Below are 23,079 nucleotides of genomic sequence, written 5' to 3' on the forward strand. Positions count from 1 at the left end.
AAACGTTAACGCGTGGACGTATGCCTGATAACCGCTCTAGCGAGAGCCAGACTTCAAGCGTGACCATTTATTTTCGGCTGCTTGGCTATGTGAAGCCCTATGTGGGGTTATTCGGCCTCAGCATTTTGGGCTTTCTGATTTTTGCCTCTACCCAGCCGATGCTCGGCTATATCCTCAAGTTCTTTGTGGATGGGCTGAACAATCCGGACGGCAGTTTTTTTGCTCAGGTGCCTTACCTAAACGGTCAGGCTTGGCTGGCAGACCTCAAGCTTTTGCAAGCCGTCCCACTGTTGATCGTGCTGATTGCCATCATGCAAGGCCTAGGCTCCTTCTTGGGCAACTATTTTCTTGCCCGCGTTTCTCTGGGCTTGGTGCATGATTTGCGGGTGTCGCTATTCAACAACCTGCTCGTCTTGCCTAACCGCTACTTTGATAGCCACAACTCCGGCCATCTAATTTCGCGTATTACCTATAACGTGACGATGGTGACCGGTGCCGCGACGGACGCGATAAAGGTAGTGGTGCGGGAGGGCATGACCGTGATCTTCTTGTTCGCCACGCTGTTGTGGATGAACTGGAAGCTGACGCTCGTGATGGTGGCGATTCTGCCACTCATCGGTGTAATGGTATCCAGTGCCAGCAAGAAGTTTCGCAAGCAGAGCAAGAAGATTCAGGTCGCGATGGGTGACGTCACCCATGTGGCGTCCGAGACGATTCAAGGTTACCGGGTGGTGCGTAGCTTCGGTGGCGAGTCGTATGAGCAGAGTCGATTTTTTGATGCCAGTAGCGACAACACCGGCAAGCAGCTGCGCATGGTCAAGACCAATGCGGTCTACACCCCTACATTGCAGTTGGTAATTTACAGCGCGATGGCAGTGCTGATGTTCCTGGTGCTGTACATGCGTGGAGACGCGTCGGCGGGTGATCTGGTCGCCTACATTACGCTTGCCGGTTTGCTGCCCAAACCCATCCGGCAGCTCTCAGAGGTGAGTTCTACGATCCAGAAAGGCGTTTCTGGAGCAGAAAGTATTTTCGAGCAACTCGACGAGTCGCCAGAAGTCGACAAGGGCACGTTCGAGCGCGAGAAAGTAACCGGAAAACTGGACGTCAGCGACCTGAGCTTCGTCTATCCAGGTACGGACAAGCAGGTGCTGCACGACGTCAGTTTCAACGTCGAGCCTGGGCAGATGGTGGCGCTGGTTGGGCGGTCGGGCAGTGGCAAGTCGACCCTGGCCAACCTGATTCCGCGCTTCTACCACCATGATCGTGGGCAGATCCTGCTCGACGGTATGGAGATCGAGGATTACACCCTTCGCAATCTGCGCAGGCACATCGCTTTAGTCACTCAGCAGGTCACACTGTTCAATGATACGGTCGCCAACAACATCGCTTATGGCGACCTGGCGGGCGCCCCGCTCGAGGATATCCAGCGCGCCGCTCGCGATGCCTATGCCGATGAATTTATTCAGCAGATGCCTCAGGGCTACGATACTCCTGTCGGTGAGAATGGCGTGCTGCTTTCCGGTGGGCAGCGCCAGCGTCTGGCCATTGCCCGCGCGCTGCTGAAGAACGCACCGGTTCTGATTCTGGACGAGGCTACGTCAGCGCTGGATACAGAGTCTGAGAGGCATATTCAGGGTGCACTGGATCATGCGATGGCAGGGCGTACCACGCTGGTCATCGCCCATCGGCTAAGCACGATCGAGAAGGCCGATCTGATCCTGGTGATGGAGCAAGGTCGCATTGTGGAGCGTGGCACCCATGCGCAACTGCTCCTGACCAACGGCCCATACTCCCGCTTGCACGAAACACAATTCAGGAGCGATGAATCGGCATAAGCGGGCATTGCGCGCCAAGGCCGATGCTTGCCATGCCCGCTCAAGCCAGCGCTGCGCCGGCCTGGGCGGTTCGTCATGTTATGATCGCGCGTTTTTTTGCCCCGGAGCCCTCATGAAACTGTCCATGCCCCGTTTTGACCAAGCCTCCGTCCTGGTGGTTGGCGACGTCATGCTCGATCGTTACTGGCATGGCGGCACGTCGAGGATTTCGCCGGAGGCGCCGGTGCCGGTGGTCAAGGTCGAGCAGGTAGAGGATCGGCCGGGTGGCGCCGCCAACGTGGCTCTTAACATCTCGGCATTAGGTGCGCCGGCCGCACTGGTTGGTGTCACGGGCGTGGATGAAGCCCGCCAAAGCCTGATTGATAGCCTGGCTGCAGCTGGTGTGCAGGCACACTTTCAATCCATCGAGCATCAGCCGACCATCATCAAGCTGCGGGTGATGAGCCGGCACCAGCAACTGTTGCGGATGGACTTCGAAGAGCCGTTCGACACCGATCCGGCCGCGTTGCTGCGCGACGTCGAGCAGCTGTTGCTGGGCGTGAAGGTGCTGATTCTTTCCGACTATGGTAAAGGCGCACTGCGCAATCACCAGTCGCTGATCCAGGCCGCGCGCAAGCGTGGCATTCCGGTGCTGGCTGACCCTAAAGGGAAGGACTTCGAAATATATCGCGGCGCTTCGGTTATTACGCCGAACCTCGGTGAGTTCGAGGCCATTGTCGGTCACTGCTCGGACGAGGCCGAACTGGTCGCAAAGGGCGCCGAGCTGATGCACAACCTTGAACTTGGTGCCCTCTTGGTGACCCGCGGCGAGCACGGCATGACGCTGTTGCGTCCGGAGCATTCACCGCTGCACCTGCCGGCCCGCGCACGTGAAGTATTCGATGTCACTGGCGCTGGCGATACGGTGATTTCGACGTTAGCGGCGGCCATTGCTGCTGGAGAGGAGCTGCCGCAAGCGGTCGCACTGGCCAATCTTGCCGCCGGTATCGTGGTCGGCAAGCTGGGCACCGCCTGCATCAGCGCCCCTGAATTGCGCCGAGCAGTGCAGCGCGAGGAAGGTTCCGAGCGTGGGGTAATGACGCTCGAGCAGTTGCTCACCGCGATAGAAGATGCGCGCGCCGAAGGCGAGAAGATCGTGTTTACCAATGGCTGTTTCGACATCCTGCACGCCGGGCATGTTACCTATCTGGAGCAAGCCCGCGCTCAAGGGGATCGCTTGATCGTCGCAGTGAATGACGATGGGTCGGTGAGTCGTCTGAAGGGGCCGGGCCGGCCAATCAACTCGGTTGATCGGCGCATGGCGGTGCTGGCTGGGCTCGGCGCGGTCGATTGGGTTGTATCTTTCGCGGAGGACACACCTGAAAATCTGCTCGCCGAGGTCAAGCCGGATGTGCTGGTCAAGGGCGGCGATTACGGTGTCGATCAGGTTGTCGGTGCGGACCTGGTCACCGCCTATGGCGGTGAGGTCAAGGTGTTGGGGTTGGTCGAGAACAGCTCTACTACGGCCATTGTAGAAAAAATCCGCAAGCGCTAAGCCTGGCCGCTGCCCAGCCGACCAGGCTGGGCAGCCTTTCCAGTTCAAATCAACCGGATGCTGCCACGGCGAGGGTCTTGATCCAGTCGCGCCAAGTGATTCGCTCTTCGCGCACCACCCATTCCTCCTGGCCTGCAAAGCTTTCCGACAGCCACAGCCCGCGCGTGCTGGCCGGTACGGGCTGCCCTTTGCGCAGGGTGTACAACGCGGCGGTCGGACGCCCCTGCAGCAGCGGGACCAGATAAAGGTCGGGCCTGCTGCGGGACAGCTCTGCGACGAGCTTGCCGTCTTCCAGCCGTTCATCGACATGAAACAGGCTGAGCTCTCGGGTTTCCTTCGGTAGATCGAAGCGCATGTCGTACACCAACTGCAGGGAAGCCGTTGGCAGATGAACATAGGCTCGCGGGCGCTCCATCAAGGTCATCTGGCCGCATTGCACCGGTCTCGCCGAGCCTGAAAGCGAGGCCAGGTTGAAATGCACAGCCTCCCGATAGCGCAGGCTGCCCTGATAGGGAGCCGGTAGCCAAGTGTCCCCGAAGCGCCCGGCGAGCCAACCCTCAGGCGTTTCCAGCAAACATTCTTCAGCAACTTCCTGAATCGCGGTAAGCAGAGGCAGACTGAGTTCGTGGGCCGGTACGTAGCCGGAAATCAGCTTGAGTACCACGTCGCCTCTGTCCTGGCGTTGCTGGCGCACCAGTACCCAGTACTCCTGGCCCTGCCAGCAGATCGTCAGGCGTACCGAGACGCCGAGGTTAGCCAGTTCGATATTGAAGCGGCTCGGATCGTCCACGGCTACCGGTCGGCGACGTTCGAGCATCTCGCTGAAGTTCAGCGGACGCCCAAGGCTCTGGTAGCGCAAGCCTTCCGGGCTGGCTTCGACGAGCAGCGGCAGCGTCTTGAAGGCGGTCGGGTTCTTGCGGATCAGTACGCGCGGCATTCGGCTCCTCCTGGCAGTCGGCGGCCGTCTGGCCATTTATTGTTGTTGGGATAAAACGGATGCGGCGGTACCTACGTTAGCTGACAAGTGTTGCGGGTTGATGGTGCCGATGATTGCCGCGCCGACGCCAGGATGACTGAACAACAGCTCGAAGCTGAGCCGTACGGGGTCCTCGTCTGGCTGCAGGCAAACATGGCCGCTGGCGAGCGCCTTCTTGACCAGGATGCCCTTGGCGTTTGCCTGAGCGTAGTCGAGCACTGGCCGTTCGGCCTGCTCGTTGAGGTTGTAGGTCACCATCGCACAGTCGCCCTGCTCAAGGGCAAAAAGGCCGCCTTCGACGGTTTTGCCGGACAGGCCGTAGCCAAGAATCTTCCCCTCGCGCTTGAGCTCGGCGAGGGTTTCGTAAACGCCGCTGTTCTGCAGGATGTCCAGGTCGCGCCCGTCCGAATGCACCAGCACCAGATCGATACGGTCGGTCTTTAGCCGCTGGAGGCTGCGCTCGACGGAAAAACGGGTGTGGGCCGGCGAGAAATCGAACAGCGATTGACCGTCGACGAACTCCTCGCCGACCTTGCTGACCACCACCCAATGGTCGCGTTGGCCCAGCAATAGCGGGCCCAGGCGCTGTTCGCTGACGCCGTAGGCGGGGGCGGTATCGATCAGGTTGATGCCGAGATCCCGCGCCAGATCGAGCAAGTGACGCGCCTGTGCATCGTCGGGAATGCGAAAGCCGCTGGGGTACTTCACGCCTTGATCACGGCCCAGCTTGACCGTGCCCAATCCCAATGGCGATACATTCAAGCCGGTGCTGCCCAGCGGGCGGTGCAAGGCATGAAGGGTGGTTTCCATCAGACCAACCCTTCCCAGAACGGCCCAGTAATCGCGGGGCGCGGCAACTCGGGCAGTGGCGTCAAGGGGTGGGGCTGGATGCCGTCGCGGATCAATGCGGCCTCGACCCGATCGGTGAAGTCTGGGGACAGCGCCAGTTTGGTCGGCCAGCCCACCAGCAGGCGCCCCTGTTCGGCGAGGAAGGCGTTATCCGGTCTGGCCAGTGCGGATTGCGCAGGCTCGGCCCGATCGATACGCAGCGTGGCCCATTTGGCTGCCGACAGGTCGATCCAGGGAACCAGCTCGGCCAGCTCGTTCTTCGCGGCGGCAATCTGCGACGCTTCATCGCGCGCAACCCCGCCGGCTTCGGCCAGGTCACCGCCCAGGTACCACACCCATTCGCCGTCGGCAGCGGGGTGGCTGGTTACCGTAATGCGCGGCTTGGAACCGCCGCCCAGGCAATGTGCATACAGCGGCTTCAATGTCGGCGCCTTGACTATGACCATGTGCAACGGGCGCTTCTGCATCGCAGGCTGAGCGAGGCCCAGCGCACTCAGCAGTTCGGCATTGCCCGCGCCGGCAGTCAGGACTACGCGTTGAGCTCGGATCGAGCGACCGTCGACAATTAGCCCGGTCAACTCGCCGTTCTCCCTTAGAGGTTCGATTCGCTCGGCTTTCAGCAGGCCTGGGCCCGACAGCTCTGCGAGCCGCTGGATCAGGCTGGGCACGTCCAGCACTAGCTCGCTGAGGCGGTAGACCTTGCCTTTGAAACGCGGATCCTGGAGCGCTGGGGGCAGCTCACCGCCCTTGACCTGGCCGACACGCGACCGGACGGCCTTGCTGGCGAAAAAGCTGGTGAGGTTGCCAGTCAAGGTGCCTGGCGACCATAAATAGTGAGCGTCCGATAGCAGGCGTACACCTGAGAGGTCCAGCTCGCCGTTGCCGGCAAGCGCCTCGAGCCAGCGTCGTGGCATGTCGGCGATGGCTTCCGATGCGCCGGTCAACGCGCCGCTCAATGCGTACTTGGTCCCGCCGTGGATGATGCCCTGAGACTTGACGCTTTGTCCGCCGCCGAGCACACCCTTGTCCACCAGCAGCGTCGAATAGCCCAGTCGGCGTAGGCGTGCGTTCAGCCACAGGCCGGCGACTCCGCCGCCTACGATCAGAACATCGGTGCTCAGTGACTCGGACATGGAGGGACCTCTTGGAGAAATCAGGCGCGCAGTATAACCGCTCACCCCTGAACATCAGTCGTTCCGGCTCAGTGCCCAGTACTGCCGGAAAACAACTGGATCACCACCACGCCAGCGACGATCAGCGCCATGCCTAGCACCGCCGGTAGATCGAGCTTCTGCTGATAGATTACTGCTGCGGCGATGCTCACCAAGACGATGCCGAGGCCTGCCCAGATGGCGTAGGCAATGCCCACCGGTATGGTCCTGACCACCAAAGCAAGCATCCAGAATGAGAGGCTGTAGCCCGCGATCACCAGAAACAGCGGTAGCGGGCGACTGAAGCCAGCCAGCGACTTCATGGAGGTGGTGGCAATCACCTCGGCGGTGATAGCGATGGCGAGATAGAAATAGCCAGTCATACGGTCTCCGGTTGAGGGCAGTGCCGGTCTGCGCTGCGTTCATTCGGCTCCCGCGGAACGGGCAAGTTCTGCGCAACGGTAGCGGATTTCGCTTTGCGCTTCGCTGTGGCCGTTGCGTCCGACGCTTTGCTAAGCTCCGCGCCCATGAATCGTGCCCTCTATACCTTGCTGTTTCATCTCGCCTTGCCTCTGGTGTTTGCGCGTCTGTTCTGGCGTGCTCGTCGAGCGCCGGCTTATGGCGCGCGAATCGGCGAGCGCTTCGCTGTAGGGCTTCCGGCGTTCCAGCCGGGTGGCATCTGGGTGCATGCGGTGTCGGTCGGCGAAAGCATTGCTGCGGCACCGATGATTCGGGCGCTGATGGAGCGCTATCCATTGCTGCCGATCACCGTGACCTGCATGACCCCGACGGGCTCCGAACGCATCGAGGCGCTGTTCGGCGACAGGGTGCAGCACTGCTATCTGCCCTATGACCTACCGTGGGCAGCGGCTCGCTTTCTGCAACGCCTGCAGCCAAAGCTGGCGGTGGTGATGGAAACCGAGTTATGGCCTAACCATATTCATCAATGTGCGCAGCGGGGCATCCCTGTAGCGCTGGCCAACGCGCGCCTGTCTGAGCGTTCAGCGCGCGGCTATGCACGCTTCGCCCGGCTGACCGCGCCGATGTTGGCCGAACTGAGCCTGATCGCCGTGCAGACCAATGCCGAGGCCGCACGATTTCGAAAGCTAGGTGCTCGTGAGGAGAGCGTGCAGGTCACCGGCTCGATCAAGTTCGACCTGAATATTGATCCGGCGCTGCCCGAGCGCGCTTCGCAACTCCGTCAGCAGTGGGATGCCATGTCGCGACCGATCTGGATCGGTGCCAGCACCCACACGGGTGAAGACGAGATTCTGCTTGCGGCGCATCGATTGATTCTGGCTGAACGCCCCGATGCGCTGTTGATCCTGGTGCCGCGCCATCCTGAGCGCTTTCGCTCGGTGTATGAGTTGTGTGGCAAGCAGGGCTTCAGCACGGTTCGCCGGTCCCTCGCTGAGCTGCCGAAGCCCGAGACTCAAGTGGTGCTTGGCGACACCATGGGGGAGTTGCTGTTTCTGTTCGCCTTGGCCGATGTCGCTTTCGTCGGTGGCAGCCTCGTGCCTACGGGTGGCCACAACCTGCTGGAGCCAGCCGCGCTGGGCAAGCCGGTCCTGACGGGGCCACATCTGTTCAACTTCCTTGATATTGCCGCGCAGCTGCGTGATGCAGGCGCACTTGCTGAAGTCAGCAATGCGCCTGAACTGGCATCGGCGATAGAGCTGTTCTGGAACGACTCCGAGCGCGTCGAAAAGGCACGCAGCGCAGGCCTGAAGGTCCTGAAGAACAATCAGGGCGCGCTTGGGCGTTTGCTAGAGGGGTTGGGTGCCTTGCTCAAGTAGCGAGGCGTCAGGCTGTTTGGCTGATTCCGCCCTGTCGGCCACGAGTGTCCGCTAGACCCCGCGCTGAACCGGTTGTAGATCAGGCCCTTTTTGGGCCCGATCATGGCGTGCCTCGATCCGCCTTAGAGTATTGGGCCGGTTCGCCACGACTAATCGATGCGCACCGGGCGGGCGAAATTCTCAGACAGGTCCGGCGGCAGGAAATCGGTATCCGGGTCGTAGTCGGTTTTCAGATACCGCTGCAGATCTTCCAGATCACCGGGGTTGAGTGTGCCGGCCGCCTGTTTCAGGCGCAGGCTGTCGATGATGTAGTCGTAGCGGGCATTGTTGTAGTCACGCACCGAAGCAAACAGGCGGCGTTGCGTGTCGAGCACATCGACAATGTTGCGAGTACCGACCTGATAGCCGATATCGGTGGCTTCTAGCGCGCTCTGGTTGGAAACGATCGATTGCCGCCGCGCCTGCACTTGCTCCACATCGGTATTCACCGCCCGATAGAGGTTGCGCGTGGTCTCGACCACCTGGCGACGCAAGCTTTCGCGCTGTTGCTCGGTCTGGGTCAGCTGATGGAAGGCTTCGCGGCGCTGAGAGCTGATCAGGCCGCCGCTATAAAGTGGAATGTTCAGCTGCAGCCCGATGCTGCGCTGCTCGACATCACCGGTGTAGCGCGGGATACCGGTCACCGCTTCGCTACCCGTATTGGTGAACCCCAGGCTGTCGTTGTCGCCCTTGCTGTAACGCGCCACGGCGTCGAGTGTTGGGGCATGACCCGAACGGCGCTGGCGCAGCGTTTCCTCGGCAGCGTTGACGGCCTGATTACTGGCCAGCAGGTCGAGGTTCTGTTGCGTGGCGGTGTTGACCCAGGCGCTGGCGTCGTTGGGAATGGGCGGCAGCACCGGCAAGCTGTGCTCAATGCCTTCCAGAGCCAGGTATTCGCGGTTGGTCAGGGTAAACAGGGCCTGGAACGCATCGTCCACTTGCCGTTGCGTGAGCAGCCGGTTAGCGCGTGCGGTATCGAAGCCTGCTTGTGCTTCCAGAACATCCGTCCGGTCGGACAAGCCAACTTCGAAACGCTCATTGGCCTGGTCGAGCTGGCGCTGAAAAGCTGACTCTTCGGCCTTGGCCGCGGCAAGATTGTCCTGGGCGCGCAATACGGCGAAGTAGGCTTGCGCGGTCAGGCGAATCAGATCCTGTTCGGCGATTGAATACTCCAGCGCGGCCTGTTCGCTGATGGCCTCAGCCGCCTGTAACTGGAACCAGCGTTCAGGGCGAAAGATCGGCTGGCTGAGGGTTGCCTGATAGACGGTGCCGCTGCGTGACAGCGAACGCGAACCCATGGATGTATCGACATCGGTGCGCGTATTGCTGAGCTCCGCGCCGCCGCTGAGGTTCGGTAGCAAACCGGCACGGGCCTGGGGCACGACTTCCTGGATCGCCTGGAACTGCGCGCGAGCCGCCGCAAGGTCGGCGTTGTTCTCAACGGCCTGTCGGTAGACGCTGACCAGGTCGGTCCGAGCGGAAAGCGGTGGCGCTGTCTGGGCACAGGTCAGCCCGGACGAGGCGGCGGTCACGGCGAGTGCCAGCGTGAGTCTGCGCAGCATGTGCGTCTTTCCCTGAAGCGAAGTGATGGGCAAGGCTATGCGTGGTCATGCGGGCGGTCAAGGCGCTTGAGCAGGGTGTTCGGGACCTTGTTGGAGGCGATCAGGCAGCAGGGTGGGCGGGGAGGGATGTGACCCGACGGTCGCGGCGCTTGCCATCGGCATGGTATTCCCGGTCAGTCTTGATTAGACTCGGCCCCGTTCTTGTCGGGGTGCCTTGAAGCGAAGGCTGAGATCGGAAAGTTCCGGATCCCGTTGAACCTGATCAGGTTAAGGCCTGCGTAGGGAACAAGATGTGCTCGCCAGTCGTTCCGGCAAGCTCTCTCGGCGCCAGTTCCGGCGCGCCCGATGCCCTTTATCCGCCGTGTTTTTCAGGTTCGCCCCGACAACTTTCGAGGAGCCAGCCTGATGCGTGCAGAACAACAAAACCTGAGTGAATCAGCCCAGGTCGACCAGGGGTCGATCCAGCCTTTTCCGCGTTCGCAGAAAATCTATGTGCAAGGTTCGCGACCCGACATCCGCGTGCCGATGCGCGAGATCAGTCTCGACGTCACACCCACGGATTTCGGCGGTGAGATCAACGCGCCGGTGCTGGTGTACGACACCTCCGGTCCCTACACCGATCCGAGCGTGACCATCGATGTGCGGAAAGGCTTGGCCGACGTGCGCTCGGCCTGGATCGATGACCGTGGCGACACCGAACTGCTTGACGGCCTGACCTCGCAGTTCGGCCAGCAGCGCCTGGCCGATGCCGAGCTGACCAAGATGCGCTTCGCCCATGTGCGCAATCCGCGCCGCGCCAAGCCGGGCAAGAACGTCAGCCAGATGCATTACGCGCGTCAGGGCATCATCACGCCCGAGATGGAATACATCGCCATCCGCGAAAACATGAAGCTGCAGGAAGCGCGCGCCGCCGGCCTGCTCACCGAGCAACATGCCGGGCAGAGTTTCGGGGCGTCGATCCCGAAGGAGATCACCGCCGAGTTCGTGCGTGACGAAGTGGCCCGCGGCCGCGCGATCATCCCCGCCAACATCAACCACACCGAGCTGGAGCCGATGATCATCGGGCGTAACTTTCTGGTGAAGATCAACGGCAATATCGGCAACTCGGCGCTGGGCTCCTCGATTGAAGAAGAAGTCGCCAAGCTGACCTGGGGCATTCGCTGGGGCTCGGACACCGTGATGGACCTGTCCACCGGCAAGCACATCCACGAAACCCGCGAGTGGATCATCCGTAACTCGCCGGTGCCGATCGGGACCGTGCCGATTTATCAGGCTTTGGAGAAGGTCAACGGCGTGGCCGAAGACCTGACCTGGGAGCTGTTCCGCGACACGCTCATCGAGCAAGCCGAGCAGGGCGTGGACTACTTCACCATCCACGCCGGTGTGCTGTTGCGCTATGTACCGCTGACCGCCAAGCGCGTGACCGGCATCGTCAGCCGCGGCGGCTCGATCATGGCCAAGTGGTGTCTGGCGCATCACCAGGAGAATTTCCTCTACACCCACTTCGAGGAAATCTGCGAAATCATGAAGGCCTACGACGTCAGCTTCTCGCTGGGCGATGGCCTGCGTCCCGGCTCGATTGCCGACGCCAATGACGCCGCGCAGTTCGGTGAGCTGGAAACCCTCGGTGAGCTGACCAAGATCGCCTGGAAGCACGACGTGCAGTGCATGATCGAAGGCCCTGGCCACGTGCCGATGCAGATGATCAAGGAGAACATGGACAAGCAGCTGGAATGCTGCGATGAGGCGCCGTTCTACACCCTCGGCCCGCTGACTACCGACATCGCGCCCGGCTACGATCACATCACCTCGGGCATCGGTGCGGCCATGATCGGCTGGTTTGGTTGCGCCATGCTCTGCTACGTCACGCCGAAGGAGCACCTCGGCCTGCCGAACAAGGATGACGTCAAGACCGGCATCATCACGTACAAGATCGCGGCACACGCCGCGGACCTCGCCAAAGGCCATCCGGGCGCGCAGATTCGCGACAATGCCTTGAGTAAGGCGCGCTTCGAATTCCGCTGGGAAGACCAGTTCAACCTCGGCCTCGACCCGGACACCGCACGCGCCTTCCATGACGAGACCCTGCCGAAGGATTCGGCCAAGGTCGCGCATTTCTGCTCCATGTGCGGGCCGAAGTTCTGCTCGATGAAGATCACCCAGGAAGTGCGCGAATACGCGTCGCAGAACGGGCTGACTGATGAGCAAAAAGCGATCGAGGCCGGCTTCAAGGAGCAGTCCTCGCGATTCAAGGATGAAGGCTCGGTAATCTACAAGCAGGTGTAGCGGCCGGTTTGCCATCACTCCGGTGGCTGTGTAGTAGGGTGGATCGATGAAGCGTGATTCACCCTACGACACAGCAGAGTCGGGCCTAACCGCTTATCGCGGTGCGGTCACGCCGGGGGGGGCAGCTGCATGGCCCAACTGTAGGGTGGAAAACGGCGGAGCCTTTTACACCCATCGACCAACCGGTCCTGCCGAAATGATTCGGCGGCCAATCGGTACCTCTCTATTTGAAGCAGATAAGCCTTCGGCGTCATCTTCGGATCGCTGCTGGTTTTCCTTTTCGTGAGGCGAAAAATCGTGCTCACGGTTGTGCCGGGCAACCGGTTTCTCTGAGATAACAATGTGAACATTCTAGGTCGTTATTCCCCGCATCAGATGATCGCCGCTGAGCACCGTGTATTCGGTGGGCGTGATCTGTTCTCCCTGTGGTTCTCGCTGGGCGTCGGCCTGATGGTGTTGCAACTCGGCGCGTTGCTGGCGCCGGGCCTGGGCATGAGCGGCGCCTTGCTGGCCATCCTCAGCGGCACTGCGGTCGGCGTGATATTGCTCGGGGCGGTTGCGGTGATCGGCAGCGACACAGGATTGTCCTCAATGGCCAATCTGAAGCGAACACTGGGTGACCGCGGCGCGGTGCTCCCGGCCTTGTTGAATCTGGTTCAGCTGGTCGGCTGGGGCGCATTCGAGATCATTGTCATGCGCGATGCGGCAAGCGTGCTGTCTGCGCGGGCGTTTGGCGAGCAAAGCGGTTGGGTCAACCCCGCACTCTGGACGTTGTTCTTCGGTGCGCTGGCGACGCTACTGGCAATCACCGGCCCGTTGACCTTCGTCCGTAAGATTCTGCGCAAATGGGGCATATGGTTGCTGCTCGGCGCCTGCGTCTGGCTGACCTGGAACCTGTTCGACAAGGCCGATCTCCAGGCGCTGTGGGCACGTCAGGGTGACGGCTCGCTGCCGTTTGCGCTGGGCTTCGACATTGCCATCGCTATGCCGCTGTCCTGGCTTCCGCTGATCGCAGACTACTCGCGCTTCGGTAAGGCGGCGCGGCGCGTTTTCGGCGGCACCGTGCTGGGCTTTTTTGTGGGTAACGTCTGGCTGATGAGCCTTGGTGTTGCTTATACCCTGGCCTTTGCTGACAGCGGTGAGGTTAACGCCCTGCTGTTGGCGCTCGCCGGTGCTGGCCTGGGGATCCCGCTGCTATTGATCCTGCTGGACGAGTCGGAGAATGCTTTTGCCGACATCCATTCCGCTGCGGTCTCGGTTGGCCTGCTGCTGCCGTTCAAGGTCGAGCGGCTGGCGCTGGCCATTGGTGCGCTGTGTACCTTGATCGCCTGGTTCGCACCGTTGGCGGAGTACCAGAACTTCCTGCTGCTGATCGGCTCGGTGTTCGCTCCGTTGTTTGGTGTGGTGCTGGTGGATCACTACCTGCTCAGGAGGCGCGGCCGGCTGCAGGTGGCCAGTACGATGTTGCGCTGGGAGACGTTGCTGGCGTGGGGCTGCGGTGCGGCCGTCTACCATTTGCTGGCAAACGCCTGGCCGGAAATTGGTGCCAGCCTGCCGGCACTGTTCCTCTCCGGCGGGTTGCTGCTGGTGTTGAGTCGTTTTGGCGGGGCTACGGCAGGTAGGCCGGTTTCAGTATCCCGTTGAGCTCGCGGTACGCAATCTCCAGTTCAGGGTGCCCGCTCGAATACGGCGCGATGCTGTAGACGTCATATTTGAGCAGCACCTTGTCTTGTAGCAGCGCAATGTTGGCGGTCCGCTGGAAGGGCCATTGGCGGCTGAAAGCGGCGTCGTGCTCGTTGACTTGCAGCCATTGCTGGTGCGCCTTCGCTGCGACACGCCAGAAAGCGCCTTCCTTTCCGGGCAGTACAACATCGGCAAGCTTCAGCTCACGGTCCTGCTCTCGGTCGTAATTGATGAAGCCGCGCCCGGGCATTCCGTGAGCGCCGCCGGTGTGTATATAGCTCGAAAGCTCCACCACCAGCAGCGGCCCATGCTGCTCACGCAACTTGGCTTGAAGGTAGCTGCTCCAGCCGGGTTCCGCGTCTTGCAGGAAGGTCTGTTGATAGCCCTCGAGTGACGCCGGGACCTGAGCATCCGGGCTGACTACCGTCATCTCGCGCAACCGCTGGTCGATCAGCGCGTTCAGTGCGGGCTCGTTTTCAAACAGCTGAGTATCTATGTTCACCAAGGGGCAGCTATCGTCTCGCTCAGGGCAGCTGGTCGGACGTTGCTCGCTGAGGATCTGGCGAACGTTTACGGGCGGCTCGCCACCGAAGTGTTGGCAACCACCTATGAGCAGGCTGAACGCTGTTAAGACGATGGCATTGCGAAGTGGCATCAATGGATTGGCTCCTGCGGCGGCTTCAGTGCGGGTTCGAGTGCGTGGGCGGAGCGAAGTTCGAGAATCGCCAGCTGGGCATCTTCCTTCATGCGAGTGGTCTGCAAAGGGCTGCGCCCGAGCAAGCGGCGCGCTAGGATGGCAGCAGAGAGACCGCTCACGCTGTGACGGTTGCAGCCTTTTTTCGGCGCCGGCAGGTGCTGGAACAACCCGATATGTGAGTAGTGCATGAACGATATTTTCAAAGCAGGCGCCGACGATGTCGAGATCATCAGCCGCGAGCGCTGCTTCAGTGGCTTTTACAACCTTGACCGCTTCCGCCTTCGCCATCGTCTGTTCCGAGGGGGCATGGGCGCCGAGATCGAGCGCGAGCTGTTTGTTCGGCACGATGCCGTCTGCGTGCTTCCTTATGATCCTCAGCGCGACGAGGTCGTATTGATCGAGCAGTTTCGTGTCGGCGCCATGGCGCATGGCGACAACCCGTGGTTGGTGGAAACGGTGGCCGGCCTGATCGATAAGGACGAACAGCCTGAAGAGGTGGCGCGCAGGGAGTCGGTGGAAGAGGCAGGCCTGGAGCTCGGCGAGCTCTGGCCGGTGTCTGTTTACTATCCTTCGCCAGGAGGCAGCACCGAGCGCATACATCTCTACGTTGGACGCTGTAGCAGTGTTGGCGCTGGCGGCGTGTTCGGGCTGGAAGAGGAGGGTGAAGACATCCGAGCAGCGGTGTGGTCTCTTGATGAAGCATTGGAGGCGCTGCGCGATGGCCGGATCGATAACGCGGCGACGATCATCGCGCTGCAGTGGCTGGCGTTGAACCGCAGCGAAATCAGGGAGGCATGGATATGAGGCGAACCCGCGAGCGATACCGCGTCGACCTGCTGGAACTTCAGGCGGCCTGCGAGGCAAATTATCTGCGTCTGATGCGTTTGCTTCCGGAGATGCGCAACCGCCCGGACACACGTCGGATCGCCATGAGCCAAGGGGACCGACTGCTCGGCGTGCTGGTGCTGACTGTCACCGAGAGCTGCCCCTACACCACCACCGTTCAGATCAGTCAGCAGGACTGTCTGCCCTGGTTGCCAGTGCCGCAGATGGACGTGCGTGTCTACCATGATGCGCGTATGGCTGAAGTGATTGGCGCCGAGAACGCCCGGCGTTTCCGCGGCATCTATAGCTATCCCAACGCGCAAATGCATCAGCCAGACGAAAAAAATCAGCTCAACCTGTTCCTCGGGGAATGGCTCGGTCACTGCCTGGCTTGCGGTCATGAGCTTGAGTTTGTGCTTTAAGCGGAACAGTGCACGCCTGAACTGATGCTGGCGTTGTGCTATTGATTCTGTGATGCTCCCAAGCGGTTCTGTGATGCATGCCCGCATCGCGCGGTTTACCCCTGCAACTCCCAGCCACCATAATTCTTCTGCGATTTCGCCAAAGGAGACGGGTCTTGGCTGCTGCGCCGCTCACTGTTGAAAACGACTCGGTATTGCTCGTACAACTGACCGATAGTCACCTGTTCGCCGAAGCAGGCGGCAAGCTATTGGGGATGGATACGGCTGAGAGTCTGCAGCGCGTCGTCGATCTGGTTCTCGATGAGCAGCCGCGTATCGACCTGATGCTGGCGACCGGCGATCTTTCCCAGGACGGCTCCCTTGCCTCCTATAAGCGGTTTCGCCAGTTGTCCGAGCGTATCGACGCGCCGGTTCGCTGGTGTCCAGGCAACCATGACGAGTTAGCCCCGATGCAAGAGGCGACCCGTGGCAGCGATATGATGGCGCCAGTGCTTGATATCGGTGCGTGGCGGGTCGTCATGCTCGATACGCTGGTGCCGGGCGCGGTCTTCGGCATGCTCAGTGACGAGCAATTGGCCTTGCTGGAAAGAACCCTGCAGCAGGCACCGGACCGACCTCATCTGGTCTGCCTGCACCATCACCCGGTCTCGATTGGCAGCCGCTGGATGGACAGTATCGGACTGCACAACCGTGAGGCGCTGTTCGAAGTGCTTGACCGTTTCAGCTGCGTCAAAGCGCTGCTCTGGGGGCACATCCATCAGGCGTTCGATAGCGAGCGTCGTGGTGTTCGCCTGCTAGCCACTCCATCTACCGGTGTGCAGTTCGCGCCCGGCAGCGAAGACTTTCAAGTCGATACGCTTGCGCCCGGCTACCGCTGGTTGCGGCTGTACGCTGACGGCTCGCTCGATACCGGTGTTTCGCGAGTGGTTGGCATCGACTTCGTAGTCGATTACTGCGTCAAAGGGTATTGATCTTCGCAGGTCTGTGAAGGCGTTTGTAGCTGACGCAGTCCCACACTGATTGGTCTCGGGCTTCCCTGGCGGCTTGCAGCGTGCGCGCCTCGCCTTGTAGCCTTCCCATCCTTTGTCAGTCCAGCGAATCAGCATGCCTCGCGTACAGCCCACCATTCTCTATATGCATGGCCTCAACAGCTCACCGTTGTCGCATAAGGCCAGCCAGCTGACAGCAGCGCTGGGTCGGCTGGACCGAACTGACTCGCTGCAGGTGCCGGCGTTGCATCATCATCCACGACAGGCCATTGCGCAGCTTGAGACGGCGATTGCAGAGCTGGGGCGGCCGCTGCTGGTCGGCAGCTCCCTCGGCGGATACTATGCAACGCATCTCGCCGAACGACACGGCCTCAAGGCCCTGCTGATCAATCCGGCCGTTACGCCTCATTGCCGTTTCGATGGTTATCTCGGCCCCCAAACCAACCTCTACAGCGGCGAGGTTTGGGATCTGACCGAAGACCATGTCACCGCACTGGCCGAGCTGGAGGTGCCATCGCCGCAAGATGCCGAGCGCTACCAGGTCTGGTTGCAGACAGGTGACGAAACGCTGGATTACCGCCATGCGGCTGATTACTACAGGGGCTGTGCGGTGCGCATCCAGGCCGGTGGCGATCATGGTTTCCAGGGGTTTGCCGAGCGGCTTCCTGCCTTGCTGGCGTTTGCCGGCTTCGATCCGGCCCTGTTTGCAGACGTCGATTTTTCCGATTTATAAGGACATCACGAGACGCACATGTCTTATACCGCCGAAGCCATTGAAGTCCTCTCCGGCCTGGATCCGGTGCGCAAGCGACCAGGCATGTACACCGACACCTCGCGGCCCAATCACCTCGCCCAGGAAGTTATCGACAACAGTGTCGACGAAGCGTTGGCGGGGCACGCCAGCTCGGTCCAGGTCATCCTGCATCAGGATAATTCCCTTCAGGTGATCGACGATGGTCGCGGCATGCCGGTGGACATCCATCCAGAGGAGGGGGTTTCAGGCGTCGAGCTGATCCTCACCAAGCTGCACGCCGGCGGCAAATTCTCGAACAAGAACTACCAGTTTTCCGGTGGTCTTCACGGGGTTGGCATTTCCGTGGTCAACGCGTTGTCGACCCGAGTGGAGGTGACGGTCAAGCGTGAGAGCAACGAATACCGCATGGCATTCGCCGACGGTTTCAAAGCCAGCGAGCTGGACATCATCGGAACGGTTGGCAAGCGCAATACCGGCACCAGCGTGCACTTCTGGGCCGATCCGAAGTACTTCGATAGCCCGAAATTCTCGATCAGTCGACTCAAGCATGTGCTCAAGGCCAAAGCCGTGCTTTGTCCGGGACTGAATGTCAGCTTCGAGGACAAGAACACCGGGGAGAAGACCGAGTGGCATTACGAGGACGGTCTGCGCTCATATCTGGTTGACGCTGTCAGCGAGTTTGCTCGGCTACCCGACGAGCCCTTCTGCGGTAGCTTGGCCGGCAGCAAGGAGGCGGTTGACTGGGCCCTTCTGTGGCTACCGGAGGGCGGGGACAGTGTTCAGGAAAGCTATGTCAACCTGATCCCCACTGCGCAGGGCGGCACCCACGTCAACGGCCTGCGTCAGGGGTTGCTGGATGCCATGCGGGAATTCTGCGAGTTCCGCAATCTTCTGCCACGAGGCGTCAAACTTGCGCCGGAAGACGTCTGGGAGCGGATCGCATTCGTGCTCTCGACAAAGATGCAGGAGCCGCAGTTCTCCGGTCAGACCAAGGAGCGTCTGTCTTCGCGGGAGTCGGCCGCGTTCGTTTCCGGGGTGGTCAAGGATGCTTTCAGTCTGTGGCTCAATGCCCATCCCGAGCTGGGCTTGCAGCTGGCCGAACTAGCCATCAGCAACGCCGGGCGCCGGCTCAAAGCGAGCAAGAAGGTCGAGCGCAAGCGTGTCACCCAGGGACCGGCGCTGCCCGGCAAGCTGGCCGACTGCGCGGGGCAGGATCCGGCGCGCTCCGAGTTGTTTCTGGTCGAGGGTGATTCCGCGGGCGGTTCCGCCAAGCAGGCGCGCGACAAGGAATTTCAGGCAATCATGCCGTTACGCGGCAAGATCCTGAATACCTGGGAAGTCGACGGCGGCGAGGTGCTGGCCAGCCAGGAGGTGCACGATATCGCCGTGGCCATCGGCGTCGATCCCGGCGCTGCGGACATTTCCCAGTTGCGCTACGGCAAGATTTGTATCCTCGCTGACGCTGACTCGGATGGTCTGCACATCGCAACCCTGCTCTGTGCGCTGTTCGTTCGTCACTTCCGCCCGCTGGTGGATGCCGGTCATGTCTATGTGGCCATGCCGCCGCTGTACCGCATCGACCTGGGCAAGGACATCTTTTATGCACTCGACGAAGCCGAGCGTGACGGCATCCTCGATCGCCTGCTGGCAGAGAAACGTCGTGGCAAGCCGCAGGTCACGCGCTTCAAGGGTTTGGGCGAAATGAACCCGCCTCAGCTGCGCGAAACCACCATGGACCCAAATACACGCCGACTCGTGCAATTGACCCTGGATGACTTCGACGGCACGCGTGAAATCATGGACATGCTGTTGGCCAAGAAGCGCGCCGGCGATCGCAAGAGCTGGCTGGAATCCAAGGGCAACCTCGCGGAGGTGCTGCTTTGAACCTTCGTTGGGTGGCGCTGTTGGGCGTGCTGGCGGTGCCGTTCTCGGCAGCCGCCGCGCCCGAACTGACCATGCTCAGCGAGCATCCCGTCGAAGGGATCGCTGCGGGTAATCTGTCCGGGCTGGCCTGGTGCGGTGATGCGCTCTGGGCGGTATCCGACCGAGAGGACAATGTGCTGTACCGCCTCGATGCCAGCGATACCGTCTGGCAGGCCGAGGCCGAGCGTTTCGAGTTGCCTCCCGTGCCGAATACTGGCCTGTCGTGGGGCGTACGTGTGCGCTCCGCCTTCACTGGCATGTTGCGCGGTGGAGAGATGGATTTCGAAGGCCTGAGCTGCGACAGCCTGGGCAATCGTTATCTGGTCAGCGAAGCGCATGCCGCTGTGCTGCGAGTAAGTCCAGCGGGCACTGCAGAGTGGCTCAATTTGTCGGGCGCGGTGGTGCGTCAGGCAAGGGCTAGCGGGATGCTGCTCAAGTTCAACGCCATGTTCGAAGGCGTAGCGGTCGATCCGGGCGCCGATCGTTTGTGGCTGGCCGCAGAGCACAGTCGCCGAGGTTTGATGGTGACCCACCGAACGCAGAACAGCTGGCGCTGTACTGGCGGCTGTGTATTGCTGGTCGGCGGCGGGCGCGATTCAACGCCCCCCGAGATGGGCGACGACACCCAGCCGCGGCGCTTTTCAGGGCTCACCTTCCATAACGGAAAACTGTTTACGCTCGAACCGGTGACTCACCGGGTCTGTCGGCGGAATGTGGAGAATGGGCACCGTGAGGCCTGCTGGTCCTATGCAGACACGGCAATGGCTGAGTCGCGCCGTTACGACACGCCTTTCGGCAATGCCGAAGCCCTCTGGGTCGACGCGGAAGGCGCCTGGATCGGGCTCGACAACAATGAGCTTACGCGTGCCGACGGCGAGAAGCGTCCTGTCGTCTGGCGCTTTGCTGCGCCCAAGGGCGGTTGGGGTGCCAAGCAGTGAGTCAGCCTGCCGGGCGTCGCGCCGGGCGCATCATGCTGGTCCTGGCCTGGGGGGCTGGGTTGCTGTTGGCCACGCGGTTTTTTTCGGACTGGGAACAGAGCCGCTTCAACCCCAATCGCGAGCCGGTGTCGGTCATTCAGGGCGAACAGATAGAGGTGCACCTGGACAGCAACCCCCAGGGGCATTTCGTGGCCGATGGCCAAATCAATGGCGAGACAGTGACCTTTCTGCTGGACACCGGCGCTACAGATGTCGCAATTCCCGCCAAGCTGGGTGATCGCCTCGGCCTATCCCGCGGCGCTCCGGTGATGCTGCACACCGCCAACGGGCAGACCACCGGTTACCGGACCGTACTGGACAGTCTCGCCCTTGGCGACATTCTGCTGCGCGACGTACGTGCCATCGTGGCGCCCGGCTTTGGCGGTGAGCAGATCCTGCTTGGTATGAGCGCCCTGAAACAACTCGAATTCACCCAGCGCGCCGGCACTCTGGTGCTGCGCCAACACGCCACGGATCGACCATGAGCGAAACTATCGACCTGAGCCTGGACGGCGTGGAGCGTCGCTCCCTTGCCGACTTCACCGAGCAGGCCTATCTGAATTATTCGATGTACGTGATCATGGATCGCGCACTGCCGCATATCGGTGATGGGCTCAAGCCCGTGCAGCGGCGCATCATCTATGCGATGAGCGAACTGGGACTGAACGCCGATTCGAAGCACAAGAAGTCGGCGCGAACGGTGGGCGACGTGCTCGGCAAGTTTCACCCCCATGGTGATTCGGCCTGTTATGAAGCCATGGTGCTGATGGCTCAGCCGTTCAGCTACCGCTATACGCTGGTCGACGGGCAAGGTAACTGGGGCGCGCCGGACGATCCAAAATCCTTCGCGGCCATGCGTTACACCGAGGCACGGCTGTCGCGCTACTCCGAGGTCTTGCTCACCGAGCTGGGTCAGGGGACCGTGGATTGGGTGCCCAACTTCGACGGTACCCTGGACGAGCCCGCGACCCTGCCCGCGCGCCTGCCCAACCTGCTGCTTAATGGCACTACGGGGATCGCGGTCGGCATGGCGACCGACGTGCCGCCGCACAACCTGCGCGAAGTGGCCGCCGCGTGCGTGCGTTTGCTGGACGACCCGAAAACCACCGTCGAACAGCTCTGTGAGCATGTGCAGGGCCCGGACTACCCGACCGAGGCGGAAATCGTCACACCACGCGCCGATCTGCTGAAGATTTACGAAACCGGCCGAGGCTCGGTGCGTATGCGCGCGGTGTATCGCGTCGAGGACGGCGATATCGTGGTCACCTCCCTGCCGCATCAGGTCTCTGGCTCCAAGGTGCTGGAGCAGATCGCGGCGCAGATGCAGGCGAAGAAGCTGCCGATGGTCGCTGATCTTCGTGACGAATCGGATCACGAGAACCCGTGCCGGATCGTCATCATTCCACGATCCAACCGGGTAGACGCCGACGAGCTGATGCAGCACCTGTTCGCCACCACCGAACTGGAGTCGAGCTACCGGGTCAACACCAACGTTATCGGCCTTGATGGCCGACCGCAGGTGAAGAACCTCCAGGTGCTGCTCAGCGAGTGGCTGACTTACCGCATCGGCACCGTCCGGCGGCGCCTGCAGTTCCGTCTGGACAAGGTCGAGCGACGCCTGCACCTGTTGGAAGGTTTGCTGGTCGCCTTTCTCAACCTCGACGAGGTGATCCATATCATCCGTACCGAGGATCAGCCCAAGCCTGTGTTGATGGCGCGCTTCGAGCTGTCCGAGCTTCAGGCCGATTACATCCTCGACACCCGCTTGCGCCAGTTGGCGCGGCTGGAGGAAATGAAGATCCGCGGCGAGCAGGACGAGCTGGCCAAAGAGCGCGAAAAGCTGTTGGCATTGCTCGGCAGCGAGGCCAAGCTGAAGAAGCTGGTACGCAAGGAGCTGATCGCTGACGCCGAGACCTACGGCGACGACCGCCGTTCGCCAATCGTTGCGCGCGCCGAAGCCCGCGCGCTATCGGAAAACGAGCTACTGCCTTCCGAGCCGGTCACCGTGGTGATTTCCGAGAAGGGCTGGGCGCGCTGCGCCAAGGGCCATGACATCGATGCCACCGGGCTGTCCTACAAGGCCGGCGACGGCTTCAGGGCGGCCGCTGCAGGTCGCTCCAATCAATACGCCGTGTTTATCGATTCGTCCGGGCGCAGCTATTCGCTGGCGGCCCACTCGCTGCCCTCGGCGCGCGGCCAGGGCGAGCCGCTCACAGGCCGTCTGACGCCACCTCCTGGCGCCGGTTTCGAGTGCGTGTTGTTGCCTGAAGACGAGTCGCTGTATGTAATAGCTTCGGATGCCGGTTATGGCTTTGTGGTTAAAGGCGAGGATCTGCAGGCCAAGAACAAGGCCGGCAAAGCATTGCTGTCGTTGCCTGCTGGCGCGCGAGTCGTCGCGCCTCGGCCGCTGAAAAGCCGTGACCAGGACTGGTTGGCGGCCGTTACGACCGAGGGGCGTCTGCTGGTATTCCCGGTGCGCGATCTACCGCAGCTGGGCAAGGGCAAAGGCAACAAGATCATCGGCATTCCGGGGGATCGGGTCGCCAGTCGTGAAGAGTATCTGACGGATCTCGCCGTGCTGCCGGAAGGCTCGACGCTGGTCTTGCAGGCCGGCAAGCGTACCTTGTCGCTGAAGAGCGAGGATCTGGAACATTACAAGGGCGAGCGCGGACGGCGGGGCAACAAGCTGCCGCGCGGCTTCCAGCGCGTGGATGCGCTGTTGGTCGAATAAGTTACCGGGTAGAAGAGGCCCTGAAGGCTGGCTTCTGATGGGCGTTT

20 protein-coding genes and 1 riboswitch are annotated in these 23,079 nt (G+C 61.5%); of the genes, 13 read left to right on the forward strand and 7 right to left on the reverse strand.

Features of this window, described 5'->3' with window-relative positions:
- Window positions 1-20: 20 nt before the first annotated feature.
- Window positions 21-1,838 (forward strand): lipid A export permease/ATP-binding protein MsbA, encoded by a 1,818-nt coding sequence (gene msbA / locus ACSSNI_RS01860; RefSeq protein WP_200639882.1) that lies wholly within the window; start codon window positions 21-23, stop codon window positions 1,836-1,838.
- Between the two features lie 112 nt (window positions 1,839-1,950).
- Window positions 1,951-3,372 (forward strand): bifunctional D-glycero-beta-D-manno-heptose-7-phosphate kinase/D-glycero-beta-D-manno-heptose 1-phosphate adenylyltransferase HldE, encoded by a 1,422-nt coding sequence (gene hldE, locus ACSSNI_RS01865; RefSeq protein ID WP_148925348.1) that lies wholly within the window; start codon window positions 1,951-1,953, stop codon window positions 3,370-3,372.
- Window positions 3,373-3,421: 49 nt separating this feature from the next.
- On the opposite strand, the gene ACSSNI_RS01870 is transcribed toward hldE, so the two are convergent.
- The 4 genes from ACSSNI_RS01870 to ACSSNI_RS01885 form a co-directional block, all read right to left on the reverse strand.
- Window positions 3,422-4,309: a metal ABC transporter ATPase gene (locus ACSSNI_RS01870; protein WP_200639881.1), complete on the reverse strand. Its 888-nt coding sequence runs from the start codon at window positions 4,307-4,309 to the stop codon at window positions 3,422-3,424.
- A gap of 36 nt (window positions 4,310-4,345) precedes the next feature.
- Complete coding sequence (locus ACSSNI_RS01875; RefSeq protein ID WP_267908339.1) at window positions 4,346-5,158, reverse strand: aldo/keto reductase; 813 nt, start codon at window positions 5,156-5,158, stop codon at window positions 4,346-4,348.
- Window positions 5,158-6,330, reverse strand: a complete 1,173-nt coding sequence (locus ACSSNI_RS01880) for an NAD(P)/FAD-dependent oxidoreductase (RefSeq protein WP_200639880.1) — start codon at window positions 6,328-6,330, stop codon at window positions 5,158-5,160. The genes ACSSNI_RS01875 and ACSSNI_RS01880 overlap by 1 nt, the downstream gene beginning before the upstream one ends.
- Window positions 6,331-6,398: 68 nt before the next feature.
- A complete protein-coding gene (locus ACSSNI_RS01885) occupies window positions 6,399-6,731 on the reverse strand; it encodes a DMT family transporter (protein WP_200639879.1) in 333 nt (110 codons plus the stop codon).
- A 144-nt stretch (window positions 6,732-6,875) separates the two neighbouring features.
- Between ACSSNI_RS01885 and waaA the strand changes: the two genes are divergently transcribed.
- Complete coding sequence (waaA, locus tag ACSSNI_RS01890) at window positions 6,876-8,144, forward strand: lipid IV(A) 3-deoxy-D-manno-octulosonic acid transferase (protein ID WP_200639878.1); 1,269 nt, start codon at window positions 6,876-6,878, stop codon at window positions 8,142-8,144.
- A gap of 149 nt (window positions 8,145-8,293) precedes the next feature.
- On the opposite strand, the gene ACSSNI_RS01895 is transcribed toward waaA, so the two are convergent.
- Window positions 8,294-9,745, reverse strand: a complete 1,452-nt coding sequence (locus ACSSNI_RS01895; RefSeq protein WP_148925343.1) for a TolC family outer membrane protein — start codon at window positions 9,743-9,745, stop codon at window positions 8,294-8,296.
- A 195-nt stretch (window positions 9,746-9,940) separates the two neighbouring features.
- Window positions 9,941-10,047, forward strand: a riboswitch (TPP riboswitch).
- Between the two features lie 103 nt (window positions 10,048-10,150).
- Here ACSSNI_RS01895 and thiC point away from each other — a divergent pair.
- Together thiC and cytX are read left to right on the forward strand one after the other, a co-directional pair.
- Window positions 10,151-12,031, forward strand: a complete 1,881-nt coding sequence (gene thiC, locus ACSSNI_RS01900) for a phosphomethylpyrimidine synthase ThiC (RefSeq protein ID WP_102837564.1) — start codon at window positions 10,151-10,153, stop codon at window positions 12,029-12,031.
- 375 nt (window positions 12,032-12,406) lie between these two features.
- Window positions 12,407-13,675, forward strand: a complete 1,269-nt coding sequence (gene cytX / locus ACSSNI_RS01905; RefSeq protein WP_200640687.1) for a putative hydroxymethylpyrimidine transporter CytX — start codon at window positions 12,407-12,409, stop codon at window positions 13,673-13,675.
- Here cytX and ACSSNI_RS01910 read toward each other — a convergent pair.
- Complete coding sequence (locus ACSSNI_RS01910) at window positions 13,641-14,369, reverse strand: RsiV family protein (protein WP_200639877.1); 729 nt, start codon at window positions 14,367-14,369, stop codon at window positions 13,641-13,643. The two genes, cytX and ACSSNI_RS01910, sit on opposite strands and share 35 nt — an antisense overlap.
- Window positions 14,369-14,599: a hypothetical protein gene (locus ACSSNI_RS01915; RefSeq protein WP_200639876.1), complete on the reverse strand. Its 231-nt coding sequence runs from the start codon at window positions 14,597-14,599 to the stop codon at window positions 14,369-14,371. Before ACSSNI_RS01915 ends, ACSSNI_RS01910 begins: the two co-directional genes overlap by 1 nt.
- Between ACSSNI_RS01915 and ACSSNI_RS01920 the strand changes: the two genes are divergently transcribed.
- From ACSSNI_RS01920 to parC, 8 genes are all read left to right on the forward strand, one after another.
- The gene (locus ACSSNI_RS01920; RefSeq protein ID WP_102837507.1) at window positions 14,598-15,215 is read left to right on the forward strand and encodes an NUDIX domain-containing protein; all 618 of its coding nucleotides are present in this window, start codon (window positions 14,598-14,600) and stop codon (window positions 15,213-15,215) included. The genes ACSSNI_RS01915 and ACSSNI_RS01920 overlap by 2 nt on opposite strands.
- Window positions 15,212-15,658, forward strand: coding sequence for a DUF1249 domain-containing protein (locus ACSSNI_RS01925; protein ID WP_200639875.1), 447 nt, complete (start codon window positions 15,212-15,214; stop codon window positions 15,656-15,658). The genes ACSSNI_RS01920 and ACSSNI_RS01925 overlap by 4 nt, the downstream gene beginning before the upstream one ends.
- A gap of 155 nt (window positions 15,659-15,813) precedes the next feature.
- Window positions 15,814-16,629, forward strand: coding sequence for a 3',5'-cyclic-AMP phosphodiesterase (gene cpdA / locus ACSSNI_RS01930; RefSeq protein WP_200639874.1), 816 nt, complete (start codon window positions 15,814-15,816; stop codon window positions 16,627-16,629).
- 133 nt (window positions 16,630-16,762) lie between these two features.
- On the forward strand, window positions 16,763-17,380 hold the full coding sequence (locus ACSSNI_RS01935) for a YqiA/YcfP family alpha/beta fold hydrolase (protein WP_200639873.1): 618 nt from the start codon (window positions 16,763-16,765) through the stop codon (window positions 17,378-17,380).
- A gap of 18 nt (window positions 17,381-17,398) precedes the next feature.
- A complete protein-coding gene (gene parE, locus ACSSNI_RS01940; protein ID WP_148925336.1) occupies window positions 17,399-19,285 on the forward strand; it encodes a DNA topoisomerase IV subunit B in 1,887 nt (628 codons plus the stop codon).
- On the forward strand, window positions 19,282-20,262 hold the full coding sequence (locus tag ACSSNI_RS01945; protein WP_200639872.1) for an esterase-like activity of phytase family protein: 981 nt from the start codon (window positions 19,282-19,284) through the stop codon (window positions 20,260-20,262). Before parE ends, ACSSNI_RS01945 begins: the two co-directional genes overlap by 4 nt.
- Window positions 20,259-20,786 carry a retropepsin-like aspartic protease family protein gene (locus ACSSNI_RS01950; protein WP_200639871.1) on the forward strand — a complete coding sequence of 176 codons (528 nt, stop codon included), beginning with the start codon at window positions 20,259-20,261 and terminating at the stop codon, window positions 20,784-20,786. Before ACSSNI_RS01945 ends, ACSSNI_RS01950 begins: the two co-directional genes overlap by 4 nt.
- Entirely contained in the window at window positions 20,783-23,032 is a 2,250-nt protein-coding gene (gene parC, locus ACSSNI_RS01955; protein WP_200639870.1) for a DNA topoisomerase IV subunit A, read from the forward strand. Before ACSSNI_RS01950 ends, parC begins: the two co-directional genes overlap by 4 nt.
- Window positions 23,033-23,079 lie beyond the last annotated feature (47 nt).

Source organism: Stutzerimonas tianxiuensis, from assembly GCF_053470365.1.

What these genes read in the sequence shown, in the direction of transcription:
- msbA (WP_200639882.1), top strand. Translation starts at nt 21, where the DNA reads ATGCCTGATAACCGCTCTAGCGAGAGCCAGACTTCAAGCGTGACCATT.
- hldE (WP_148925348.1), top strand. Translation starts at nt 1,951, where the DNA reads ATGAAACTGTCCATGCCCCGTTTTGACCAAGCCTCCGTCCTGGTGGTT.
- ACSSNI_RS01870 (WP_200639881.1), bottom strand. Translation starts at nt 4,309, where the DNA reads ATGCCGCGCGTACTGATCCGCAAGAACCCGACCGCCTTCAAGACGCTG.
- ACSSNI_RS01875 (WP_267908339.1), bottom strand. Translation starts at nt 5,158, where the DNA reads ATGGAAACCACCCTTCATGCCTTGCACCGCCCGCTGGGCAGCACCGGC.
- ACSSNI_RS01880 (WP_200639880.1), bottom strand. Translation starts at nt 6,330, where the DNA reads ATGTCCGAGTCACTGAGCACCGATGTTCTGATCGTAGGCGGCGGAGTC.
- ACSSNI_RS01885 (WP_200639879.1), bottom strand. Translation starts at nt 6,731, where the DNA reads ATGACTGGCTATTTCTATCTCGCCATCGCTATCACCGCCGAGGTGATT.
- waaA (WP_200639878.1), top strand. Translation starts at nt 6,876, where the DNA reads ATGAATCGTGCCCTCTATACCTTGCTGTTTCATCTCGCCTTGCCTCTG.
- ACSSNI_RS01895 (WP_148925343.1), bottom strand. Translation starts at nt 9,745, where the DNA reads ATGCTGCGCAGACTCACGCTGGCACTCGCCGTGACCGCCGCCTCGTCC.
- thiC (WP_102837564.1), top strand. Translation starts at nt 10,151, where the DNA reads ATGCGTGCAGAACAACAAAACCTGAGTGAATCAGCCCAGGTCGACCAG.
- cytX (WP_200640687.1), top strand. Translation starts at nt 12,407, where the DNA reads ATGATCGCCGCTGAGCACCGTGTATTCGGTGGGCGTGATCTGTTCTCC.
- ACSSNI_RS01910 (WP_200639877.1), bottom strand. Translation starts at nt 14,369, where the DNA reads ATGCCACTTCGCAATGCCATCGTCTTAACAGCGTTCAGCCTGCTCATA.
- ACSSNI_RS01920 (WP_102837507.1), top strand. Translation starts at nt 14,598, where the DNA reads ATGAACGATATTTTCAAAGCAGGCGCCGACGATGTCGAGATCATCAGC.
- ACSSNI_RS01915 (WP_200639876.1), bottom strand. Translation starts at nt 14,599, where the DNA reads ATGCACTACTCACATATCGGGTTGTTCCAGCACCTGCCGGCGCCGAAA.
- ACSSNI_RS01925 (WP_200639875.1), top strand. Translation starts at nt 15,212, where the DNA reads ATGAGGCGAACCCGCGAGCGATACCGCGTCGACCTGCTGGAACTTCAG.
- ACSSNI_RS01935 (WP_200639873.1), top strand. Translation starts at nt 16,763, where the DNA reads ATGCCTCGCGTACAGCCCACCATTCTCTATATGCATGGCCTCAACAGC.
- parE (WP_148925336.1), top strand. Translation starts at nt 17,399, where the DNA reads ATGTCTTATACCGCCGAAGCCATTGAAGTCCTCTCCGGCCTGGATCCG.
- parC (WP_200639870.1), top strand. Translation starts at nt 20,783, where the DNA reads ATGAGCGAAACTATCGACCTGAGCCTGGACGGCGTGGAGCGTCGCTCC.